This is a genomic window from Streptomyces novaecaesareae (assembly GCF_000716875.1).
Taxonomy (GTDB): domain Bacteria; phylum Actinomycetota; class Actinomycetes; order Streptomycetales; family Streptomycetaceae; genus Kitasatospora; species Kitasatospora novaecaesareae.
In genome coordinates, this window is the sequence record NZ_JNWQ01000101.1 from 1 (window position 1) to 22831 (window position 22831).

Here is a 22831-nt window from a genome sequence, read left to right on the forward strand (position 1 = left end):
GGGGGTGGGGGGTGGGGAAACGGCGGGATCAGAGCTTCGGTTACGGATGTGACCGCGGGTGTCAGGTCCGGGGCCGCCGCAGGATCTGGTCGGCCAGGTCCACCGCCTCCCGGACCGGCACGAGGCGGCAGTCGGCGCCGCCGATGCGGCCGGTGGTGATGCCGTGGGCGGTGCGGAGGACTTCGGTGCCGAGGCGGCCGAAATGGAGGTCGTCCAGGTCCGGCGCTTCGAAGGACGTCCAGCCGTGCTCCCCCACGCAGCGGTATTCGCGCAGCTGCACGTCGGGTTGCCGCAGGTCGGCGAGGTGGAAGGCGGTGAAGCGGTCCATCGGGACGCCGATCATCAGGACGCGGGCGTCCAGGTCGTAGAGCCGGCCCAGGGGGGAGTCGGCGCCCAGGTGGCATTCGTCGGGGTGGCTCCGGGTGATCTCGCGGGCGAGTCGGCCCACTGCCGCCCAGGAGGTCTGCGGGTGGCGGCTGCGGAGCGCGCCGGGGTGCGTGCGGACGGCCTCCGACAGGGCGCCCATGGTGGGGGACGCCGGGGTGGTGGCCGGGTCGAAGGGGGGCATCCGGGCCTCGTGGTCGGCCACTTCCGCCGGAGAGAGACCGGCGGTGGCGGATCGGTGGATGCGCGAGGTGGCGGAGTTCTCGGGGGTGGCCGTGTAGGCGACCAGGGTGCCGTCGGGGCCGAGGGTGTCGAGCAGGGCGTCGATCACGCCGGCGGCCCCGCCCGGCACCGGGCCGAGGGCGTGCAGGGACGCTTGGACGTGCAGCAGCATGCCCGGGCGGACACCGAGGTCGGCGAACTCGCGGCGAAGCGGACGGACGGGGGGACGGACGGAAGGGCGGGCGGGAGAGCGGACGGGGGAGCTGACGGCTTCTGCGACGGCGACGCCGGCGCGGGGTTCGGTGAGGATGACGGTTCCCCGGGGGTTGAGGGCCCCGGGCGAGGGAGGTCCCGGGGCGGGTGAGTGGGGGTCAGGCCCTGGCCCGTTCCAGCCGTGCCCGGTCGGCTGCCTGTTCGGCGGCGGCGGGCAGCGGTTGGGCGAGCCAGGGTGTCACGGTGGCCCGCATGCCCTCGGCGAAGCGCAGGCCGGTCCCGGTCAGGGCCCCGGACTCGGCGAGCCGTTCGACGGCCTCGGCGGTGTACCGCCGCCAGAGTGCGAACTGTGTGCGCGTCCGGTCGGCGGCTTCGCCCGGCAGTCCGTCGTACGCCAGGGTGCGGGTGCCCCAGTACTCGGTGACGGCCAGGTGGGCGTACGTGCCTTGGAGGAGCCCTTCGATCGGCCGGGGGTCCGGCCGCCAGGGCGCGAAGTACAGGGTGGTGTCGGTGCGGTCGTACAGGTCCGTCAGGTCCAGTACGGCGCCGAGTTTGACGTGCTGGAACTCGTGCGCGAGCAGCAGGGCGAGGGTCGGCGCGGTGGCGGGGCGGGCGATGCCGACGGCGCCGTACGCCTGTCGGGCCGCCGAGCTGACGTCGCGGCCCGCCGGGCCCGGCCGCAACGGGGTGACCGTCGTGAGGCCGGCCCGGATGCCCTCCGCGTACCCGGGTAGGTCCCGCCCGAGCAGCTCCCAGGCTTCGCGCAACGCGCCCGTCCAGTCGAGCAGTTCGCCGTCCCCGAGGCGGTCCGCGACCGGGTGGTCGTGGCAGCCGCGCAGCGGGTCGACGTCCTCCAGGGTGACCGTCCATCCGCCGGCCAGGCGGGCCCGCCGCAGCGGCTCGTCCAGCGCCGTGAGGACCGAGCCGTCGGCGGCCCGCACCTCGAAGCCGTCCGCCCGGCCGGTGACCACCGCTTCCCCCTCGGGTACGGCGAGGCTCCCGAGTGTCGGCACGTGCAGCCGGCCGCCCCGTACGGGTACGGCCACCGCGTCCCCCCGGCCGGCCCGGATCGCGGCGGCGGCGGCCAGCGCGGCCAGCGGGCCGAGCCCGACGGACAGGTCGCCGGCGAGCCGCCGGGCCGCCCAGGCGCGGGCGTACGGGTGGGCGAGGACGGTGTCGACGGCGGCGGGGGCGGCGAGGTCGAGCGCCGACAGCAGGGCCCACGCCTCGGGCCGGCCCTGTCCGGAGGCGTCCCAGGCGGCGGCCAGCATCGCCCGGGTGAGGGCGAGTTGGGAGCGGCCGAGGGCTGCGACGGTGTCGGCGCTCCCGTATCCCCGGGCGAGTTCGTCGAGTTGCGACGACGTGAGCGCGCCGGGCAGCAGCGGCTCGGCGGAGAGGGCCGCCGGGGCCGCCGGGGCCGGAACCGTACCGGAACTCCCCATCCCCGCAACACCCTTGATGAAGGTCATGAGATCACCGCAGTAGACGGAGGGATGGTCGAAGCTGCCTCCTCCATCGTCGCTCCGATAGCGGTGGGCGTACAGCCCGCCACCGCAGGAGCGGACCACGGAGCAGGCTCGGCAGGCTTCGGCCAGCCCGGCCAGGCCGGACTGGCGGGCGGCGATGCCGGGGTGGCGGGCGAGGTCGTCGAGGCTGTGCGCGAAAACGTTCATCCCGGTGGCGGGAGCGCCGTCGTAGGCGGTCTTCAGGCTGTCGGCCTGCTCGAAGGTGCCGTCCGTCTCCAGGACCGCCAGGTCCGAGGGTTCCAGGCCGAGCGATTCGGTGAGGCTGGAGAATCCGCGCAGGGTCCGGTGCACGGATTCGAAGGTCCGTACGGCGAACGGGCGCCCGTCCGCCTCCCACAGCCGGTGGACGGTCAGCAGCCACTCGGCGTACGGTGTGGCGCCCAGGGCCGCGGGGCGTTTGGGCGGCTCGTCCCAGGTGGCGTGCGGGAGCAGGAAGTCGACGGCGGGGGGCCGGAGTTCGGCCAGTGCCCGGTACACGGCCGCCGGGTCGTTCTCGACGTCCATCGTGCAGAGCAGCCCGGCGAAGAGGTGCCGGTACTCGGGCTGGTCGAGCAGTGCGACCGCCCGCAGGACCTGGGGGTGGCTGCTGCGTCCGTCGGCGTAGCGCCGGTGACGGTCGTTCGAGGCCTTGTCGCCGTCCAGCGAGATGCCGACCTTGACGTCCAGCTCCGCGAACAGCGTGCAGAAGGTACGGCTGAGCAGCACGCCGTTGGTGTGGATGCGCAGGTCGAGCGCACAGCCGGGCGGGAGCGCCGTCCGGAGCGCTTCGGCGGCGCGGCGCAAGCGGTCCGGGCCGGCGAGCAGGGGTTCTCCCCCGTGCAGGACGACCCGGACGGCGGGCAGCCGGTGGGCGGCCGCGTGCTCGCCGATGCGTTCGGCGGCCTTGGCCAGGATCCCGTCCGAGATCACCTTCGGCCGGGAGCTCCAGCTGCTGTCCGCGTGCTCGTAGACGTAGCAGTGGTCGCAGGCCAGGTCGCACCTGCTGTGCATCTTGACCACGAACTGCGTCAACGGCACCGGAATCGATGTCGTCATGGAACTGTTCGGAGATCCGTTCGGATCGGCTCGGTCTGGGTCCTGCTCGGCGTTACCGGGCCGGGTCAGATCGAGGAATTGAAGGCCGCGACCGGCACGAGGCCGGATTCCGCGCCGGGGAGCGCGCGCTGGAGTCGGGAGGCGAGTTCCTCCGCACCCAGGGCGGCGAGGTCGGCGAGGGACGGGCGTTCCGGCGTCTCCTGAGGGTCAGTGAGCTCGACGGCAGGCCTGATGCTGGTTACCGGTGTCATATTCGTGTCCTTAGACGCGGTTAGGACCTTCCGCGGATGGGTAGGCCCACCTGGTTGAGACCAGATCGTAGTGCCAGCGACGACTTCACGCGGCACCTTGCGGACTCACGTTGAGCTCACCATGCGGCCGACGTCGTACGACGGCACGCAGAACCCCTGGAATTCACCCGTTCAGCGGTCGCGCACTTCGCCCTGGCGCGCCCCGAAGCGCGTTGCCAGGATTGACACCTGGGTAAGCGCACGAATCCGCCGGTTGATTCCCGTCGTCCACGGACGCGCCGGAGCGCGACGGCGCCCCCGGGCGGTCCGGGCGGGCGTCCGGGCCCCGGCCGGCCGTTCAAGCGCGCCCGACCGGTACCCGCAGGTCACGGACGGCGCGCACCAGCTCCGCCGTGAACTCCAGCCCGTGCGGCGTCAGTTCACCACAGTCCAGCAAGGTACGGCCGGCCTCCAGGGTGTGCGCTCGCCAACGCACGAACTCCCCTTCCGCGCGGGGCGGTTCAGCCGCGAGCGCCAGCCCACCCTCGTGCGCCGGTTCACCAGCACCGGCGGCCACCTCCGCGCACCAGAAGTCCGCGACGCCCAGGTGCGCGTACGCCCCCTGCAACAGCGCCCCGGCCGGGCGCGGATCGGGCCGCCAGGGAGCGTGGTAGACAGCCGGCCCGTTGGGGCGGTGCAACGGCACCAGGTCCAGCAGGGCGCCGAGTTGGACGTGCAGGAACTCGTGGACCAGCGCCAGCGCCAGCAGCACCGGATCGGCCGGCAGCGAGGCCGCCACCGCACCGTAGGCCCGCCGGGCGGCGGCACTGACCGCCTCCCCACCGGGGGCGGGGTGCAGCGGGACGATCGTGGCGACGCAGGCCGCGACCGCCTCCGCGTGCCGGCGGTGACGGCGCACCATGATCCGCCAGGCCTCGGCCAACCGCTGCTCCCAGAGCGCGAGTTCGGCCTCGGCCAGCGGCCCGGCCAGGGGGCGGCCGTAGTCCACCCGGCGCGGCCCGGCGTGGTCGATCGACGGCGTCCAGCGCAGCCCGTCGCACTCCAGCACCAGCGCCCGGCCGGCCCCTGCCGGGATGAACTCGCCCAGCCCGTCCAGCGGAACGTCCTCACCGGCCGTGATGCCGCGCAGACAGTCCGCCGCCCAGGCGTCCAACTCCGGCCGCAGCAGCACCTCTTCCCACCGCGCCCGGTCCTCCCGCTGCAGCGCCCGCACCCGCGCGTACGCCTCGCGGTAGCCCGCGTGCGCCGGCGCCGCCCGGCGCAACGCGAGCAGCAGGAGCGCGCGCTTGCTCAACTGCCCTGCGCGCAGCAGCCGCACGGCCTCCGGCCCGCCGCGCGCAGCCGCGATCGCCCGGAACATCGCCCGGTCCACGCCGTGCCGGGGCAGCCCGTCCGCCCCGTGCGCCCCCGGCACCCCGGCCGCCACCGCCCCGGCCGCCACCGCCTCGCCCGTACCCGCCACCGCTCCTCCTCCTGCCGTACGGCCGGCCGGCCACACCCGCCGGCCCCGTCACGTTCGCCGCGTTCGCCCGTCACCCCGCGCGCCCGGCCCCGACCAACCCGGCCACCCCTGCGGTCCCCGCGGTCCCCGCCAGCCCGGCCACCCCAGCGCGCAGCCGCTCCGCGATGTGCCGGATCAGCCGGTCCAGGTCCGCGCAGTACACGGACGGGTACCCGAAACCGTCCCCCGCCCACCGGTGCGCGTAGAGGCCGCCGCCGCAGACCCGGGCCAGCGGGCAGGCGGCGCAGACCGGCCCCAGCCCGGCGAGGCCGCGCTGGCGGGCCCGGAAGGCCGGGTGGGCGGCCGCGGCCGCGAAGCCGTGCCGCCACACGTCCAGGCCCGTCCCGGGCGCGCCGTCGTACGCCACCTTGAGGCTGTCCGCCTGCTCGATGGTGCCGTCCGCCTCGACCACCACCAGGTCGACCGGCGCCAGCCCCACCGCCTCGCTGGCCGCCCGGCCGCCGAGCAGCAGCACGGCCAGCTCCTCGAACAGCCGCACCCCGGTCTCCCGCCGCGGCGCGTCGTACCAACGGTCGAAGGCGGCGATCAGCCACTCCCCGTACGGCACGGGCCCGCCATCGGAGCCGGACCCGGAGCCGGAGCCGGACGGCGGGCCCCCCGGGAGCTCCCGCCGGACGCCCGCCGGCTGGGCCTGCCAGGTGGCGTGCGGCAGCAGCAGGTCGATCCGGGGCGGCGCGAACTCCAGCAGCGCCTCGTAGGTGTCCACCGGGTCGGCCGCGAGGTCGACGACGCACAGCAGGCCGGCGAACAGCTCCCGGTGCCGGTCCGAGCCGAGCAGCCGCACCGCCTCGGCGGTCCGCGCCCAGCTGCCCGCGCCGGAGGGCAGCCGGCGGTGCCGGTCGTGGTCGGCCCGGGTGCCGTCCAGCGACACCCCGACCGCGACCCGGTACCGGTGCAGCACGTCGAGCAGCGCCGGTTCGTCCAGCAGCCGCAGCCCGTTGGTCTGCAGGCCGAACCGCACCCGCGGCCCGCCGGCCTCCGACACCCCGCTCAACTCGCCGAGCAGCGCCTCCAGATGCGCCGCCCCGACGAGCAGCGGCTCACCGCCGTGCAGCACCACCGACACCTCGTCCAGCCCGTGCTCCGCGGCGTGCTCGGCGATCCGCCGGGCGGTGCGCCGGACGACCGCGAGCTCCATCCGCCGCGGCCGCCCGCGCCAACTCTGGTCCGCGCCCTCGTACATGTAGCAGTAGTCGCAGGCCAGGTTGCACCGACTGTGGATCTTCAGCAGGAACTGCCGGAACGGCACCATACGGCCGAACCTAGCACCGCCGACCCGACACACCGCCGACCCGACGCACCCCCGCCGCGACGCACCACCGACCCGGGCCGGGCGGCGTCCTGGGCGACCGTCACCCGCCGTCACACGTGCGGCGGCTCCACGTCCGAGTCCAGCCGCGTCCCCGCCCGCACGGCCACCGTCGTCGGGTGTTCGTCTCCCAGGGTGACCCGCGCCCGCCGGATGCAGTCCGCCCGCAGCTCGGCGGCCCGTTCGGCCTGTCCGGCGGTGGCCAGCGACAGCGAGAGGTTGGAGTTTATGCCGATGGAGTCGTAGTGGTCCGGGCCGAGGGTCTCGGTCATCAGCGGCGCGGCCTCCTGTTCCAGGTCGAGCGCGGCCTGCGTCTGCCCGGACAGCGCCAGGTCGTTCGCGTGGTTCATCATGGCGATCGGGATGTAGAGGTGGTGGGCGCCGAGGACGGTCCGGAACTGTGCCAGTGTGCGCCCGGACAGCTCCAGCGCCTCCGTGGTGCGCCCCGCCAGCCGCAGGTAGACCGACAGGTTGTTGGCGCCGGCGAGCGTCACCGGGTGGTTCTCGCCCAGGTAGTCCCGGTACCTCGCCAAGGCCCGTTCGGCCAGCGGGATCGCCCGGCCGGTGTCGCCCAGGGCGCTGAGGTCGCTGGCCAGGTTGGTGGCCGCGGCCAGGGTGTCGGGGTGTTCGGGGCCGTTGATGTCCAGGTAGCGCTGGTAGATGTCCTCGTCGATCTCCAGGGCCTCGTGGTAGCGGCCGGCCCGACGCAGCGCCACGGCGAGGTTCTTGCGGGCGCGCAGGGTGTCGGTGTGGCTGTCTCCGATGGTCTGCTGGTAGATCCGGACGGTCTCCTCCAGCAGGTCCAGCGCCTCCCGCAGCCGCCCGGTCTCGCGCAGGTCGCGGGCGTAGTTGGAGGCGGAGGACAGCGCGTACAGGCTGTGCGCGCCGAGTGCGTCGCGCTGCTGGAGGTAGTTGCTGCGGTGGCGCTCCAGGGCGGCCCGGCGGTCGCCGGCCAGGTAGTCGGAGACGGCCAGGTTGTTGGTGATCATCAGGGTGCGCGGGTGGTCCGGGCCGAGGGTGCGCCGGGCGGCGTCCAGGGTGCGGCGGTCGAGCGCCCGGGCCTCGTCGTAGCGGCCGAGGAAGCGCAGGTCGGCGCCGAGGCTGTTGGCGACGGCGAGGGTGTGCGAGTGCTCCGGGCCCAGGGTCGCGGTGAAGCGCTCCAGGATGTCCCGGTCCATCTCGTACGCCTCCTGGAGGGCGCCCTGGGAGCGGCGGATGTTGCTCAGCTGGGTGCGCAGCATGAGCGTCTGGGCGTCGTCGTCCACGTCGAAGCCGGGCCCGCCGTAGCCGTCCTGGCGCCAGTGCTCCAGGGTCCGCTCGGCCAGTTCCCGGCCGGATTCGTGCAGGCTGCGCTTCCACTGGTAGCGCACCGAGTCGATGATCCACTGCCGGACGTCCTCGTCGGCGCTGTCGACGGCACCGGACGGCCAGAGGTGGGGCAGGAGTTCGGCGTACTCGGCCCAGTTGGCGGGCACGTCCGGGTCGCCGGGGTTGGCGGTGGCGAGTGCGGCGTGGACGACGCCGCGCAGTTCGGCCCGCCGCTCCTCCTCGACCTGGTCCCGGAGCACGGCCTGGACCAGCCGGTGCACGGTGATGGTCTCGCTGCCCTGGTCGGTGCGGGCGAGCCCGAACCGGTTGATGGCGCGCAGGAATTCGCCGATCGCGAGCTTGTCGCGGGGAGCGCGCGGGGGCAGCCGCAGCGCTCGGGTGACGGCGCGGCTGTAGAGCAGCCGCATCGGGATGGCGTCGGGGCCGAAGAAGGCGCAGATCTCCAGGATCTGCGCGGCCGGGGCGTTCATCCGGCGCAGCTCCTCGACCGAGATGCGCCAGGTCGCGGCGGCCGAGTGCGGGTAGTCGGCGGTGCGCAGCCGGGTGCGTTCCAGCATCTCGGTGAGCTCTTCGTCGAGCAGTTCGAGGTAGGTCGCGATCGGCATCGACGTCTCCTGGAGCCAGACGGCGGCCTGGCCGACGGCGAGCGGCAGGTCGCCGAGGCGGTGCGCGACCTGTTCGGCGTCCTCCGGGGAGAGGCCGCTGTTGAAGCGGCGCAGCAGCCGGATGCTCTCCTCCCGGAGGAAGACGTCGACCTCCACCAGGCCGGCGTGCCGGGCCCAGCCCTGGTTGCGCGAGGTGATCAGCACGTGCCCGCCGGAGGAGCCGGCCGGCTGCCAGGGGGCGAGTTCCTCGGGGGTGCCGGCGTTGTCGAAGACGAGCAGCCAGCGGCGGTACGGCTGGCCGCGGCGCAGCGCGTCGAGCACGGCGGCGGCGGTGTGCGCGACGTCGTCGCTGGTGGGCACGCCGAGCCGGGGGGCGAGTTCGGCGAGCTTCTGCGGGATGTTGGCGGGCTCCTCGGCGGGCACCCACCAGACCACGTCGTACGCGGCCTTGAAGCGGTGCGCGTACTCGGCGGCGATCTGGGACTTGCCGGCGCCGCCGAAGCCGTAGAGCACCTGGCTGAGCACGGCGGCGGGGCCGCCGGTGAAGCGGTTGCGGAGCAGTTCGAGCAGCTTGCCGCGGCCGATGAAGGCGGCGTTGCGCGAGGGCGCCTCCTGGACCTGCGGGGCGGTCCCGGGGAAGCGGGCGGGGGCGACGAACTCCCCGCTGTCGTTGTCGAGTTGGCGGGTGCTGCCGGGCGGCGGGCCGAGTTCGCCGTAGAGCTGGGACTCGGCGCCGGCCGCGGAGGAGCGGACCAGGTCGGGGGCGGCCTGTCCGGCGAACGGCCGGGGCACCGGCTCGTCCGAGTCCTGGAGCCGCAGGGCGACCAGCGCCGGTGATCCGGAGGTGAGTTCGCGCCCCTGGAGGAGCTGCCAGACCTCGGCGGCGCGGGGCAGTGCGGTGTACTCGGGCGAGAGCAGCGCGAGCAGGCGGCCCTGGCCTTCGAGCGGCCCGGCGACCTCGGCCGGCCGGGGGCCGGTGTACGGCTCGGCGGCGTTGTGCAGGGAGGTCTGGTAGCCGAAGCGGGTGAGCGTCCCGGCGGCCCACTCGGCCCACATCCGGTCCTCCGGCGCATAGCTGACGAACACCTGGCGCGGCACCGCGCGGGCCGAGCGCAGGTAGGCGCCGTAGAGCCGGCGGCGGGTCTCGGCGGTGAGCGGGCGCAGCGTGCGGACCCTGCCGTCGGTGATCCACCCGGCGAGCCGTTCGAAGGCGTTGAGCAGGCTGCGGGCCTCCTGCGGCCGGTCGGCGACGGTGGCCGGCACCTCCTCGTAGGCGTAGAACGGCTTGTACGGCACCTCGACGTCGGCCCAGTAGCCGGCCCTGCGGTCGCCGGCCAGCCAGCGGCCGAGGTACGGGGCGAAGGCCTCGCGGGCGTAGTCCCGGCCGGCTTCCAGGCGTTCCTGCTCGGCGTCCTCGACCCGCATCGGCACCGGCAGGACGCGGATCGCCCGCTCCTCGGCCTCGGCGATCGCGCGGGCGGCGTCGACGCCGCCGCGGATGTTCTGGGCGCTGAAGGTGAAGCAGTCGACGACGGCGTCGGGCATCAGGACGGTGCAGATGCCCGAGGTGTCGCTGACACCGGTACGGCTGTCGATGAGCACGTAGTCGTACCCGCGGGCCCAGCGTTCGCGCAGCTCGCGCAGGAACTCGCCGCCGCGGATGTCCCGCCCGTGGTAGAAGCTGCGCCAGTTGAAGCTGGTGACGGCGGCGGCGTAGGCGGCGTTCTGGCGGCCGGCGGGCAGGAAGTCGAGCCGGCCGCCGGGCGGCAGGTCGAGGGCGAGGCCGCAGACGTAGCCGTCGAGGCGCCCGGGTTCGTCCAGCCAGGCCGCCGGGGAGAGGCCGACCGGCCCGGCGGCGGAGGGCAGCGCCTGCTTGACGTAGGAGCGCAGCAGGTCGATCAGGCCGTCGGTGGAGTGGAGTTCGGGGTCGACCAGGAGCGGGTGGTAGTAGCGGTGCAGGCCCGGGGCTTCGAGGTCCCAGTCGACGACCAGGACGCGCAGGCCCCGGCTGGCGAGGATCCAGCCGACGTTGGCGAGGGCCATGGTCCGGCCGGTGCCGCCCTTGAAGGAGTAGAACGTGACGACCGATCCCGGTCCGCCGCGCTCCGGCTCCGGGCCGGGTTCAGTGGTCATCGTCCGTGTCTCCCCTCAGCGGGACAGCGTTGTCCTTGCCACGACTCTGGTGCGGGAGGTTCGTGCGGCCCGGGCCCGGATCGAGGCGCACGGGCGGGCCCTGGCGGGGCCCCGACGGTCCGGCCGGGATGGACAGCCCGGGCATGGCCGGGACTCCGCCGGGGCCGAATCCGAAGGCGTCGCCGCCATCGTCCCCCCAATCCAGGTTGTCGTCCATGAGCTTGTTCTGAGCGACCGTCACCATGATGGTGAGTTCGTTGTCGAAGCTCTCCCGGCTCACTTTGACCCGGAACAAGTGCTCCATGTCGCTCCGGCGCAGCCAGTTTCGCCGGAACACGTCGCGCACGCCGGCCCACAGCGCGTCGCGCCCCGGTCCTTCGACCGGGTCGGCGCTGCCGGTGGGCACCATCACGCCGGTGACCGGGTGGTTCTGGTCGTCGTACTCGCGCAGCGCGGCGCGGTAGCGCTCGGCGCCGGCCACCCACGGGTCCACCAGCAGCACGCTGACCTGGCTGTCCTCGCGGGCCTGGTCGAGTTTGCCGCCGAGGCCGGCGTCGACCTCCTCCAGCGTGGTGGTGTGCCCGGCGGCGGTGATCACCTGCTGGGCGCGCACCGCCAGCGACGGCTGGGTGGGCGGGTGGTAGGGCGCCCAGTGCCAGGGCTTGGCGCCGTACCAGCCTCCGGTGCACGAGCCGTCCTCGGTGGCTGCCTCCGAGGCGCGCCCGGCGGCGATGAACAGCCGGACCATCCCGGGCGCGGAGACGGCCTCCGGGGCCGCCGGGGGCGGGAAGTAGCCGCGCACCGCGCCGAGGTCGAACTCGGGCAGCTCACCGAGCCGCCGCGCGGCCGCGTCCCGGACCCGCTCGGCGACCACCCGGACGACCTGTTCGTACGCCTCGCTCTGCGCGGTGCGCAGCAGGGCGCGCAGGCCGTGCCGGGCGTAGGCCTCGCCCATGTCCGGCTGGGCCCACTGGATCTTGGTGACCTCGTCGGCCAGTTCGGCGGGCACGACGGGCTCCCAGAGCACCGGGATCAGCGCGGAGATGAGCTCCCCGGTGTCCTCGTGGTGGCGCCGGACCCGGCCGCGGAAGGCGGTCCACTCCTTGCCGCAGTACAGGCTGGCGAAGTAGGCGGGGGAGTAGAGCGCGACCATCGTCCGGCTGCGGGCCAGCATCGCCGCCAGCTTCTCGGCCCAGTCGTCGCCGAGCCGCAGCTGCTCGGTGTCGCGGTAGGCGAGGTCCTCGGCGCACACGCCCGTCCCGACGAGCCGGCCGAGTTCGTCCCGCAGGTCGTTGAAGAACTGGTTGACGAAGGCGTCCTCGGCCTCGTAGTCACGACGCGCGTAGCTGAAGAAGAAGTACGGCCGTTGGTGGTCCTGATCCATCACCTGTTCCCCCCGTGCCCGACGGTACCGCGACGGCGATGGTTTCATACCCCGGCATGTCGTGAACTCCACCGGTGGCACTGGCGAGTTGGAGGATTCTGCCGCCTCGGTGGGTTTAGCCGGTGGTCAGGCGCACGCCCGCGACCGGGGGCGCTCCGGCGCCCGGGAGCGCACCGGCGGGGGCGCGGGCGCACCGACGGGGCCGGGGGGCGCCGAAGGAGCGCGGGGGCGCTACCGGTCGAGCGAGGACTGGAAGGCGGCGAGCGGCTCCGCGCCGGGGGTCAGGGCGTCCGCGACCACCCGGCGCAGCAGGTCGCCGAGGACGGTGTCGGGCAGGGCGTCGAGTTCGTCGAGCGGCAGGGCGGCGACGTCGACCAGGTCAGAGCCGAGTCCAGTGGCGGTTTCCGCACCGGTGACGCCCATCAGTCCCTCACTCGATCGTGCCGGCACAGCGCGTTGCTGGCCGGATGTGCATCGACCCAGGTCCGCGACGGGCATCCTACACCCGGGGCATGACGGACCATCAGTTCGACGTGGGCGCCGCGCCCGGGCCGACCCGGTCGGCCCATCGGCCTCACCGCCCCCTCCAGCCCCACCGGCCTCACCGCCTCACGGGCAGAGCCGCTCCACCCGCCACCCCGTCGGGTTCGCCGGGTCGGCGAGGTAGCGCAGCCGGTCGTGGAGCCGGTTCTCGCGGCCCTGCCAGAACTCGACGCTCTCCGGGATCACCCGGTACCCGCCCCAGAACGGCGGGACGGGCACGCCCTCGCCCTCCGGGTAGCGGCGTTCCAGTTCGGCGTAGCGCTGTTCGAGGACCTCGCGCCCGTCGACCGGGCTGGACTGCTCGCTGGCCCAGGCGCCGAGCTGGGAGCCGTGCGGGCGGGTGCGGAAGTAGGCGGCGGTCTCGTCCCGGCCGACCTTCTCCACCCGGCCCTGGACGATCACCTGGCGGGCCAGCGCGATCCACGGGAACAGCAGTGCGGCGTGCGGGTTGGCGGCGATCTCGGAGCCCTTGCGGGAGCCGTAGTTGGTGAAGAACACAAAGCCGCGCGCGTCGTAGCCCTTGAGCAGGACGGTGCGCGAGCTGGGCCGTCCTTCGGCGTCGGCGGTGGAGAGCACCATCGCGTTGGGTTCCACCACCCCGGCGTCGTCCGCCTCGTGGAACCAGCGGGTGAACTGGCCGACGGGCTCTGGCGCGAGCTGCTCCTCGACCAGGCCCTCGTGGCTGTAGTGCTTGCGCATCACGGTGAGGTCCGGGCCGGGGCGGGCCTCGTCGGCCAGGGTCCGGGTGGCGGGGCTCGGGGGTGTCGACTGGGCGCGTTCCGGGGTCTGCACGCCAACATCATCCCGTACGACAAGCAACCGGCACCGCTACCTCCGGACAAACCCCGGTGGGAGATATGGTGGCTCGCCACCGCTTGGCCGTCCGTCGTGCGGGGAATTGTCCGGAACCGGGTGTTCGGTTCCGTGGATTCTCCCGGGCACGACCGACCCTCGACGAAGAAGTCAAGCGGGCCAACGGCAAACATCACCACGGTGGTGTATGGCGCAATGCACCCCGTGCCTGGCAGTCTGGCACCGAGTGCCAACCACGATTCGGTCACTGGCGTGTCGCCCCACCACGGCGAAGCGCCGATCAAAGAACTGAAGGAGCCGTCGCATGTCCGATTTCGTACCCGGGCTTGAGGGAGTCGTCGCGTTCGAGAGCGAGATCGCCGAGCCCGACCGTGAAGGCGGCGCCCTGCGGTACCGCGGTGTCGACATCGACGACCTGGTCGGCAACGTCTCCTTCGGCCACGTCTGGGGCCTGCTGGTGGACGGCAAGTTCAACCCGGGCCTGCCGGCCGCCGAGCCGTTCCCGATCCCGGTGCACTCGGGCGACATCCGCGTCGACGTCCAGTCCGCGCTCGCCATGCTCGCCCCGGTCTGGGGCCTCAAGCCGCTGCTGGACATCTCCGCCGAGCAGGCCCGCGACGACCTCGCGCGCGCCGCCGTGATGGCGCTGTCCTACGTCGCCCAGTCCGCCCGCGGCCAGGGCCTGCCGATGGTCCCGCAGAGCGAGATCGACAAGGCCGAGACGGTCGTCGAGCGGTTCATGATCCGCTGGCGGGGCGAGCCGGACCCGAAGCACGTCAAGGCCGTCGACGCCTACTGGACCTCGGCCGCCGAGCACGGCATGAACGCCTCGACCTTCACCGCCCGGGTCATCGCCTCCACCGGCGCCGACGTCGCGGCCGCGCTGTCCGGCGCGGTCGGCGCGATGTCCGGCCCGCTGCACGGCGGCGCCCCGTCCCGGGTGCTCGGCATGATCGAGGAGATCGAGCGCACCGGCGACGCGACCGCGTGGGTCAAGAACGCCCTGGACAAGGGCGAGCGCCTGATGGGCTTCGGCCACCGCGTGTACCGCGCCGAGGACCCGCGCGCCCGCGTGCTGCGCCGCACCGCCAAGGAGCTCGGCGCGCCGCGCTTCGAGGTCGCCGAGGCGCTGGAGAAGGCCGCGCTGGAGGAGCTGCACAACCGCCGCCCCGACCGCGTGCTGGCCACCAACGTCGAGTTCTGGGCCGCCATCATGCTGGACTTCGCCGAGGTCCCGGCGCACATGTTCACCTCGATGTTCACCTGCGCCCGCACCGCCGGCTGGTCGGCGCACATCCTGGAGCAGAAGCGCACGGGCCGGCTCGTGCGCCCCTCCGCGCGCTACACCGGCCCCGGCCCGCGCCGCCCCGAGGATGTCGAGGGCTGGGACGCCATCGCCCGCTGAGCACACCGGGCGAACGTCCGCACACCGCCTCTGACCAGCGGGTCCGGCTCCGATCCGGGCCCGCTGTCGGCGTTCCGGGCAATGAAGATCACAGTCTCAGCGGGCGGACGACCGTACCCCGGCGGAGCCCTGCGCCGGTAGGCTGCGCGGGTGGCTCAGATCCAGATCCCCGCTGACATCAAGCCCGCAGACGGCCGTTTCGGCTGCGGACCGTCCAAGGTGCGCCCCGAGGCCCTGAGTGCCCTCGCCGCCACCCAGACCTCCCTGCTCGGCACCTCGCACCGCCAGGCCCCCGTCAAGAACGTGGTCAAGCGCGTGCGCGAGGGCGTGAGCAGCCTCTTCTCGCTCCCCGACGGCTACCAGGTCGTCCTGGGCAACGGCGGCTCCACCGCCTTCTGGGACATCGCCGCCTTCGGTCTGGTGCGGGAGAAGTCCCAGCACCTGGACTTCGGCGAGTTCTCCTCGAAGTTCGCCTCCTCGGTCAAGGCCGCCCCGTGGCTCGCCGAGCCGAGCGTGATCAAGACCGCCCCGGGCACCCACCCGCTGCCGGTCGCCGAGGCCGGTGTGGACGTCTACGGGCTCACCCACAACGAGACCTCGACCGGCGTCGCGATGCCGATCGCGCGCCCGGCCGGCGCGGACGAGGGCTCGCTGGTCCTGGTGGACGCCACCTCGGGCGCCGGCGGCCTGCCGGTGGACATCACCGAGACGGACGTCTACTACTTCGCCCCGCAGAAGTCCTTCGCCTCCGAGGGCGGCCTCTGGCTGGCCACCTTCTCCCCGGCCGCCCTGGAGCGCGCCGCCGAGATCGCCGGCTCCGGCCGCTACATCCCGCCGTTCTTCTCGCTGCCGACGGCCATCGACAACTCGTCGAAGGACCAGACGTACAACACCCCGTCGATCGCCACCCTCTTCCTGCTGGCCGACCAGCTGGAGTGGCTGAACGGCAACGGCGGGCTGGACTGGGCCGTCGCCCGGACCGCCGACTCCTCGTCCCGGCTGTACTCCTGGGCCGAGAAGTCCCCCTTCGCCACCCCCTTCGTGGCGAACCCGGCCGAGCGCTCCCAGGTGGTCGGCACCATCGACTTCGACGAGTCGGTGGACGCCGCCGCGGTCGCCAAGGCACTGCGTGCCAACGGCATCGTGGACACCGAGCCGTACCGCAAGCTGGGCCGCAACCAGCTGCGCATCGCGATGTTCCCGGCGATCGACCCGGCGGACGTCGAGGCGCTCACCCACTGCATCGACTACGTGGTCGAGCAGCTCTGAGCACTCTGCGAGGCATGCGTGAGGGCCACCACCCATCCGGGCGGTGGCCCTCTCGCCGTTCAGGGGCTACCTGTCGGCAGGGGCTACCTGCCGGCCAGTGAGCTGATCAGCACGACGACCAGCAGCAGCACCAGGGTGCCGGAGACGATGCGCATTCGAGTCTTGGGATCCACAGTCAACGAGCGTACCCGCGGCTCACTCCCGGCCGGTCGGCGAGGGCGCCCCGCACCGGCGGGCGGGGACGGCGTCGAGCGCTTCGTCCGCACCCGAACCAGCAACGGCGACAAGGCAGTTATCCCGTTGACCAGCATTCCGAGGGCCCCGCTACCATGACCCCCATCACGATCATGTGATCTTCACAAAATCAGGGGGAACCTCTCTCATGCGTGCATCCCGTGTGGCGGCCCTGGCCGCCCTCGTCCTCGCCGCCGGCACCGTCCTGCCCTCGGCCGCCACCGCCTCCGCCGCGGACGGCCCCCAGGTCGGCGTCAGCAGCACCTACTTCGCGGTGTCGAACTACCGCATCCTGGACACCCGCGTCGGCAACGGCGCCCCCACCGGGAAGATCGGCCCCGACGGCGTCGTCAAGCTCGACATCCGGAAGATCCTCGGGCTGACCAGCGGTGCCACGCCCACCGCCGTGGTCATGAACGTGACCGCCGTCGACGCGACCGACGAGAGCTTCGTCACCGCCTACCCCGACGGTGGCGCCCTCCCGACGGTGTCCAACCTCAACGTCTCCCCGAAGCACAAGGTCACCACCAACCGCGTGACCGTCCAGGTCGGCGCCGACGGCTTCGTCGACCTCTACAACCACGTCGGCACCGTGCACCTGGTCGTCGACCTCCAGGGCTTCTACACCCCCAAGGGCGCCAACGGCTACCCGGGCTCCACCTTCACCCTGGGCACCCCCACCCGCCTGCTGGACACCCGCACCGAGATCGGCGGCCACCCGGGCAAGCTGACCGGCGGCGAGAACGGCGTGTTCGCCATGGACGTGTCCTCCGTCGCACCCGGCGGCGGCGACCTCGTCGTCCAGGCCACCGTCACCGAGCCGACCGAGCCCGCCCACCTCACCATGTACCCGGCGCTCCAGGACCCGTGGAAGACCTCCGACGTCAACTTCGACGCCGGCCAGACGGTCACCAACCTCTCCTACGTCTTCGCCGGGCCGAACGGCCTCGCGCTCTACACCAACTCCGGTGCGACGCACGTGGTGATCGACTACGTCGGCCAGTTCCAGGGCCACGGCCTCAGCGGCGACGCCGGGAACCACGGCCTGTTCGTCCCGGCCAACCCCACCCGGGTGCTCGACACCCGCACCGGCCTCGGCGCCCCGAAGGCCAAGCCCGGCCCCGGCTCCACCACCCGCGTGAAGGTGACCGGCCTCAACGGCGTGCCCGAGGGCATCGCCGCCGTGGTGATCAACCTGACCGGCACCAACGCCGACCAGGACGGCCACATCACCGCCCTCAAGGCCGGCGACCCCGTCCCCGGGACGTCCAACCTGAACTACGCGGCCCGACAGGACACCGCCGCCATGACCATCGTCCCGGTCAGCGCCGACGGCTACATCGACCTGTACAACCCGCACGGCAACGTGGACCTCGTCGCCGACGTCCAGGGCTACTACACGGGCTGACCCGCCCCGCCCGGGGAGCGGCAGACCCCGCTCCCCGGGCCTCGCCACGAGGGCTCCGCTCCCCCGGCGCCGGGCCTCAGCTCCAGTCCGCCAACGCCCAGGAGCGCAGCGACTCGTAGTGCGTGCGGCCGCCGTCCAGCTCGCTCCTCATCAGGTGCAGCTCGGCCGCCTCCCACTCCGGCCCCCGGTAGTCCGCCAGCGCCGCCGCCAGGCCCTCCAGCTCGGCCGCGGCGACCCGCTGGACGGCCCGCCGGTGGCCGCGCGCGGAGCCGGCCCGGGCCAGGGTGAGGTGCGGGTGGAAGGCGAAGGCGTCCGTGGTCTCCGCGGTCACCTCGGCGGTGGCCTCGGCGACGGCCTCGGCCAGTCGGCGCAGCGCCCAGGTCTGGCCCTCGACCCCCGCCCAGAGCACCCGGTCGCCGAACCGCCCCGCACCCGCGATCCGCAGCCGGTGCACCGGGTGGACCTCGGCGACGTCGGCCAGGCCCGCCTCCAGTTCCGGCAGCCGCTCGGCGGGCACCTCGCCGAGGAAGGCCAGGGTCAGGTGCCAGCCCTCCACGGTGGTCCAGCGCAGCCGGTCCGCCCCGGGCAGCCCGCGCACCGGCGTGACCGCGTCCGAGAGCCCCTGCAACGCCACGACCGGCGGGAGCACCGCCACGAAGAGCCTCATGGGCCAATCTTCCCGCGCCCGGCCCTTTGAGGTAGAACGTGTATCCATGAAGATCCGCAACGGGGGGCCCGCGGACGTCCCCGACATCCTGTCCCTGCTCGACGGCGCCGTCTCCTGGCTGACCGCCCAGGACCGCACCGGCCAGTGGGGCGACCAGCCCTTCAGCACCAACCAGGCCCGGGTCGACCAGGTCTCCTCGTACGCCGCCGAGCCCTTCCTGATCCGCCTCGCCGTGGACGACGACGGCCGTACGGTCGGCTGCTGCGTGGTCTCCGAGGACCGCGGCCGGTGGATCCCCGCCGTGGACGAGCGCGAGCTCTACGTCCGCAACCTGGTCACCGACCGCACCCGCAAGGGCTCGGGCATCGGCGCCGCACTGATCGCCGACGCCGTCGACGAGGCCCGCCGGCGCGGCATCGGCCTGCTGCGGGTGGACTGCTACGGCGGCGCCGACCGCAAGCTGGTCGCGCAGTACCGGGCGCTGGGCTTCACCGAGACCGAGAGCTTCGAGGTCGAGCAGCCGAACGGCATCTGGCCCGGCCAGGTCCTCGCCATCCGGCTCTGACGGCTGTCCGGCTCTGACGGCCGTCCGGCACTGACGTCACAGGCCCCCCGAGGCATCCTCGGGGGGCCTGACGAACCGTCAGCAGGCCGGAGCCAGCTCCGACTTGCTGGCCACACGGGTCCGCGGCACGACGGCCACCACCCGGCCGCCGCGGCCCGGGTGCAGGTCGAAGCGCACCCGCAGGTCCGCGCTGCGGGCCAGCACCAGGCCGACCGTTCCGGCCGCCAGCGCGGACACCAGTCCGCAGGCCAGCAGGCCGAGCCGGGGCCCGTACGAGGCGGTCACCCAGCCGACGATCGGGGCGCCGATCGGCGTGCCGCCGGTGAAGACCAGCACCAGCAGGCCCATCACCCGGCCGCGCATCTCGGGGTCGGTGGCCAGCTGCAGCATGGAGTTGACCGAGGTGTTGAAGCTCAGCCCGAACACCCCGATCAGCATCAGCAGCAGCGCGAAGGTCCAGTAGTCGGGCGCGAACGCCGCGACCACCTCCAGCGCGCCGAAGGCCAGCGCCGCACCGACCAGCCGGCGCAGCCTCGGCGCGCCCCGGCGGGCGGCGAGCAGCGCGCCGGCCAGCGAGCCGATCGCCATCGCGGTGTTCAGCAGGCCGTACTGGCCGGCGCCCACCTTGAAGGTGTCGTACGCGAAACCGGAGAGCAGCGTCGGGAAGTTGAACCCGAAGGTCCCGATGAACCCGGCCAGCACCATCGGCCAGAGCAGCTCGGGCCGCTCCTTGACGTAGCGCAGGCCCTCCCGCAGCTGGCCCTTCTCGCGGGCGATCGGCTCGGTCGGGCGCAGTTCGCTCTCCCGCATCGCCAGCAGCCCGCCGATCACGGCGGCGAAGGACAGCGCGTTGACGGCGAAGGCCCAGCCGCTGCCGACCGCGGCGATCAGCAGGCCCGCGACGGCGGGGCCGATCAGCCGGGCGGTCTGGAAGTTGGCGGCGTTCAGGCTGACCGCGTTGGCCAGGTCCTTGGGGCCGACCATCTCGGAGACGAAGGCCTGCCGGGTCGGGTTGTCGACCACGGTGACCAGGCCGAGCAGCAGCGCGAAGGCGTACACGTAGTACGGCGTCACCACGCCGCCGACGGTCAGCACGGCAAGGCCAGCGGCGAGCAGGCCCATCGCACCCTGGGTGTAGATCAGCAGCCGGCGCTTGGGCATCCGGTCGGCGAGCACGCCGCCGAAGAGGCCGAGCAGCAGCATCGGCAGGAACTGCATGGCGGTGGTGATGCCCACCGCGAGCGGGCTGCCGGTGAGGCTCAGCACCAGCCAGTCCTGGGCGATCCGCTGCATCCAGGTGCCGGTGTTGGACACCACCTGGCCGGCGAAGTAGTAGCGGTAGTTGCGAACGCGCAGGGAGGAAAACATCCCCCCGGGCCTCGTGAAGCGGGCGCCTGTGGGAGATGAGAGGGGTCGAGCGGAGCTCGTCGCTGGAAGGGTGGTGGCGGGCGACGGGTGGGCCGAGTGGGTTCGGCCGGGAGCGGCGGGGTCGTCCGCCGCGGTGCGTTCGTCGGGGTCGTCGTCGCCACTGCCGGGCAGCCCCGTGGGGGCGGATGCCTGGGCGTCGGCGGCCGCGGTGTTCGCCGCGGCGGGGTCGGTGGTCGGGTCGTCGGTACGGATGGCGGCGGCGCTGGCTGCGGCCGGCGGTGTCACGGTGGTCTCCCCTCGCGGCGCGACGGCCATGGCGGTGGCCGTCGCGCTCCTGGTGTCAGTGGTCGGTCCTGCGGTGATGCGGGCTCCTTCTTCTCCCGGCGGCCGGCCGGGTTCGGTGTGCCTAGAGGTGTGCGAGCTTGTAGAGCACGGGCGCGGCCTCCCGGAGGACGGCCCACTCCTCCTCGTCGAGCCCCTGGGCGAGCTCGGCGAGCCAGACGTTCCGGCGTCGACGACTCTCCGCGAGGATCGTCTCGGCCTGCTCGGTGCTGCTGACGACCACCTGACGGCGGTCCTCGGGGTGCGGCTCGCGCCGCACCAGCCCCTTCTCCTCCAGCATCGCGACGATCCTGGTCATCGAAGGCGGCTGCACGTGCTCCTTCCGGGCGAGCTCACCCGGCGTCGCCTTCCCGCACCGGGCGAGGGTGCCCAGCACTCCCATCTCGGTGGGACTCAGCGACTCTTCCACCCGCTGGTGTTTGAGTCGTCGGGAGAGGCGCATTGTGGACGACCGCAGCTGATTGACGGCTGCGAGGTCCTGCTCGGACATCTCGGGCATCTCTTTAGCCTACGTCATTACTCTCGCTAAGGAAAATGGGATCCCGCCGCCGCGCCGGAGCATCGGCCCGGTGACATATTGGTCATGGGCCTCAGGTCTCGACTCCCAGAAGGGCCGACCAGCCATGTCCGACCTCGTCTCCGCGCAGTCCGCGACGTCCTCGCAGGCCACGCCGTCCGCATCGGCCGGCCGGGACGCACAGGGCGACACCGGCTTCGCCCGGCTCGCCATGGTCACCATCGACTGCGCCGACCCGGTCGCGCTGGCCGCGTTCTACGGCGAGCTGCTGGGCTGGGAGAGCCGGCACGTGGACGAGAACTTCGCGATCCTCGACAACCCGGAGGGCGGCAGCCCGCTGGGCTTCGGGCGGGTGATCGGGTACCGGCCGGAGCCGTGGACGCAGCCGGACGGCAGCAAGCACTTCCACCTCGACTTCTACGTGGACGACCTGGAGGAGTCCACCGCGAAGGCCCTCGCGCTCGGCGCGACGGAGCCCGCCTACCAGCACGGCCGCACGCTCAGGGTGCTGATCGACCCGGCCGGCCACCCGTTCGGGCTAGCTCCCTTGGAGTAAGACACAAAGGGACCGGGGGAGCATGCGCAGGCGGTGTCAGGGATTGGTGCCAAGATCATGCAGGCCCGGTAAAGGTCCATCCTGACCTGGGAGTTCACGAAAAACACGAACATTGTGCGAATGCCGGACAGTGGCTACTCTCCCCCCTTGTCAGGGGCACCGCACGCCAGGCTCCCCTCGGCGGACCCCGTCCCCCTTCCGTGCCCTTTGCCGCACGCCCGCCCCGGCCGCCTTTCGGCCGGCCGCGTCCGCCGCAGCCTTGGCGCCCTCAATCCCCCGTCCAGGGAGTTCCATTGGGTGCGATCCACCATGCCGACCACGGCTGGGTGACACCGGCGGTCTCGTACTTCGTCGCCTGCCTCGGCTCCTTCGTCGCCCTGCGCAGCGCCCGCTGGGCGCTCATCTCGAAGGGCCGCACCCGGGCCGTCTGGCTGCTCTTCGCGTCGACCTCGCTCGGCGCCGGGATCTGGTCCATGCACTTCATCGCGATGCTCGGCTTCTCGGTGACCGGCGTCGAGATCAGCTACCAACCCGGGCTGACCGTGCTCAGCCTGCTGGTCGCCGTCGCCGTGGTCGGCGTCGGGCTCTTCACCGTCGGGTACTGGCGCCGGCGGCCCGTCCTGTCGCTGCTGGTCGGCGGGCTGACCACCGGTCTCGGGGTCGCCGCGATGCACTACCTGGGCATGGCCGCCATGGTCCTGCCCGGCCGACTCGGCTACGACCGCTTCACGGTGGTCCTCTCGCTCGTCATCGCCGTGGTCGCGGCGACGGCCGCGCTCTGGGCCGCGCTGAACATCCGCGGCACGCTCGCCGTACTGGCGGCGGCGCCGGTGATGGGCGTGGCGGTCTGCGCGATGCACTACACGGGCATGGCGGCGCTGTCGGTCCGGCTCGACCCCTCGCGCTCCACCCAGGACGGTGTGATGGCGCTGCAGTTCATCTTCCCGCTCGGGGTCGGGCTCGGCTGCTACGTCTTCTTCGGCTCGCTGGCCTTCGCCGTCTCCCCGAGCCGCCCCGACGCACAGCCCCTGCTGGCCGGTCCGGCCGCCCCGCTGCCCCCGCGGGCACCCCGCGTCCCGGAGCAGCGGCAGCAGCAACGGCAGCGGTCACGGCCGCGGCTGGACGAAGCCGGCGCCCGGCGCTGAGCACGCACGGACGGGGGCGGACGGGGCGGGGGCTGTCTCTTATACACATCTGACGCTGCCGACGAGCGATCTAGTGTAGATCTCGG

Annotated in this window: 18 protein-coding genes; 6 read left to right on the plus strand and 12 right to left on the minus strand. The window is 73.3% G+C overall.

What is annotated here, in order from left to right; all coding sequences use genetic code 11:
- Positions 1-61: 61 nt before the first annotated feature.
- From OP86_RS28525 to pdxH, 9 genes are all read right to left on the minus strand, one after another.
- Positions 62-778 (minus strand): AAC(3) family N-acetyltransferase, encoded by a 717-nt coding sequence (locus tag OP86_RS28525; RefSeq protein ID WP_033333806.1) that lies wholly within the window; start codon positions 776-778, stop codon positions 62-64.
- A gap of 199 nt (positions 779-977) precedes the next feature.
- A complete protein-coding gene (locus OP86_RS28535; RefSeq protein WP_030261141.1) occupies positions 978-3380 on the minus strand; it encodes an FxsB family cyclophane-forming radical SAM/SPASM peptide maturase in 2403 nt (800 codons plus the stop codon).
- Positions 3381-3445: 65 nt separating this feature from the next.
- Complete coding sequence (locus OP86_RS28540) at positions 3446-3631, minus strand: hypothetical protein (RefSeq protein ID WP_030057131.1); 186 nt, start codon at positions 3629-3631, stop codon at positions 3446-3448.
- A gap of 337 nt (positions 3632-3968) precedes the next feature.
- The gene (locus tag OP86_RS34060) at positions 3969-5093 is read right to left on the minus strand and encodes an aKG-HExxH-type peptide beta-hydroxylase (RefSeq protein ID WP_051830856.1); all 1125 of its coding nucleotides are present in this window, start codon (positions 5091-5093) and stop codon (positions 3969-3971) included.
- A gap of 70 nt (positions 5094-5163) precedes the next feature.
- Positions 5164-6405 carry an FxsB family cyclophane-forming radical SAM/SPASM peptide maturase gene (locus OP86_RS34065; RefSeq protein WP_051830858.1) on the minus strand — a complete coding sequence of 414 codons (1242 nt, stop codon included), beginning with the start codon at positions 6403-6405 and terminating at the stop codon, positions 5164-5166.
- Between the two features lie 110 nt (positions 6406-6515).
- Positions 6516-10529, minus strand: a complete 4014-nt coding sequence (fxsT, locus tag OP86_RS28550) for an FxSxx-COOH system tetratricopeptide repeat protein (protein WP_030057127.1) — start codon at positions 10527-10529, stop codon at positions 6516-6518.
- Positions 10519-11913, minus strand: a complete 1395-nt coding sequence (locus OP86_RS28555) for a TIR-like protein FxsC (RefSeq protein WP_051830860.1) — start codon at positions 11911-11913, stop codon at positions 10519-10521. Before OP86_RS28555 ends, fxsT begins: the two co-directional genes overlap by 11 nt.
- 231 nt (positions 11914-12144) lie before the next feature.
- Complete coding sequence (fxsA, locus tag OP86_RS28560) at positions 12145-12336, minus strand: FxSxx-COOH cyclophane-containing RiPP peptide (RefSeq protein WP_030057125.1); 192 nt, start codon at positions 12334-12336, stop codon at positions 12145-12147.
- Positions 12337-12522: 186 nt separating this feature from the next.
- Positions 12523-13155 (minus strand): pyridoxamine 5'-phosphate oxidase, encoded by a 633-nt coding sequence (gene pdxH / locus OP86_RS28565; protein WP_030057124.1) that lies wholly within the window; start codon positions 13153-13155, stop codon positions 12523-12525.
- Positions 13156-13573: 418 nt separating this feature from the next.
- Here pdxH and OP86_RS28570 point away from each other — a divergent pair, with 418 nt between their 5' ends.
- From OP86_RS28570 to OP86_RS28580, 3 genes are all read left to right on the plus strand, one after another.
- Positions 13574-14674 carry a citrate synthase 2 gene (locus OP86_RS28570; RefSeq protein ID WP_030057123.1) on the plus strand — a complete coding sequence of 367 codons (1101 nt, stop codon included), beginning with the start codon at positions 13574-13576 and terminating at the stop codon, positions 14672-14674.
- 150 nt (positions 14675-14824) lie between these two features.
- Complete coding sequence (gene serC, locus OP86_RS28575) at positions 14825-15943, plus strand: phosphoserine transaminase (protein ID WP_030057122.1); 1119 nt, start codon at positions 14825-14827, stop codon at positions 15941-15943.
- Positions 15944-16325: 382 nt separating this feature from the next.
- Positions 16326-17585 (plus strand): hypothetical protein, encoded by a 1260-nt coding sequence (locus OP86_RS28580; RefSeq protein ID WP_157849863.1) that lies wholly within the window; start codon positions 16326-16328, stop codon positions 17583-17585.
- 76 nt (positions 17586-17661) lie between these two features.
- Here the strand turns inward: OP86_RS28580 and thpR are convergent, their stop codons facing one another.
- On the minus strand, positions 17662-18252 hold the full coding sequence (thpR, locus tag OP86_RS28585) for an RNA 2',3'-cyclic phosphodiesterase (protein ID WP_030259026.1): 591 nt from the start codon (positions 18250-18252) through the stop codon (positions 17662-17664).
- Positions 18253-18298: 46 nt separating this feature from the next.
- Between thpR and OP86_RS28590 the strand changes: the two genes are divergently transcribed.
- Entirely contained in the window at positions 18299-18817 is a 519-nt protein-coding gene (locus OP86_RS28590) for a GNAT family N-acetyltransferase (protein WP_030057119.1), read from the plus strand.
- A gap of 78 nt (positions 18818-18895) precedes the next feature.
- Here the strand turns inward: OP86_RS28590 and OP86_RS28595 are convergent, their stop codons facing one another.
- A complete protein-coding gene (locus OP86_RS28595; RefSeq protein WP_418952633.1) occupies positions 18896-20548 on the minus strand; it encodes an MFS transporter in 1653 nt (550 codons plus the stop codon).
- A 43-nt stretch (positions 20549-20591) separates the two neighbouring features.
- Positions 20592-21026 (minus strand): MarR family winged helix-turn-helix transcriptional regulator, encoded by a 435-nt coding sequence (locus OP86_RS28600; protein ID WP_030057117.1) that lies wholly within the window; start codon positions 21024-21026, stop codon positions 20592-20594.
- A 124-nt stretch (positions 21027-21150) separates the two neighbouring features.
- On the opposite strand from OP86_RS28600, the gene OP86_RS28605 reads away from it, so the two are divergent.
- Together OP86_RS28605 and OP86_RS28610 are read left to right on the plus strand one after the other, a co-directional pair.
- Positions 21151-21600, plus strand: a complete 450-nt coding sequence (locus tag OP86_RS28605) for a VOC family protein (RefSeq protein ID WP_157849864.1) — start codon at positions 21151-21153, stop codon at positions 21598-21600.
- 293 nt (positions 21601-21893) lie between these two features.
- Positions 21894-22745 carry an MHYT domain-containing protein gene (locus tag OP86_RS28610; RefSeq protein WP_063832478.1) on the plus strand — a complete coding sequence of 284 codons (852 nt, stop codon included), beginning with the start codon at positions 21894-21896 and terminating at the stop codon, positions 22743-22745.
- Positions 22746-22831: the final 86 nt, after the last annotated feature.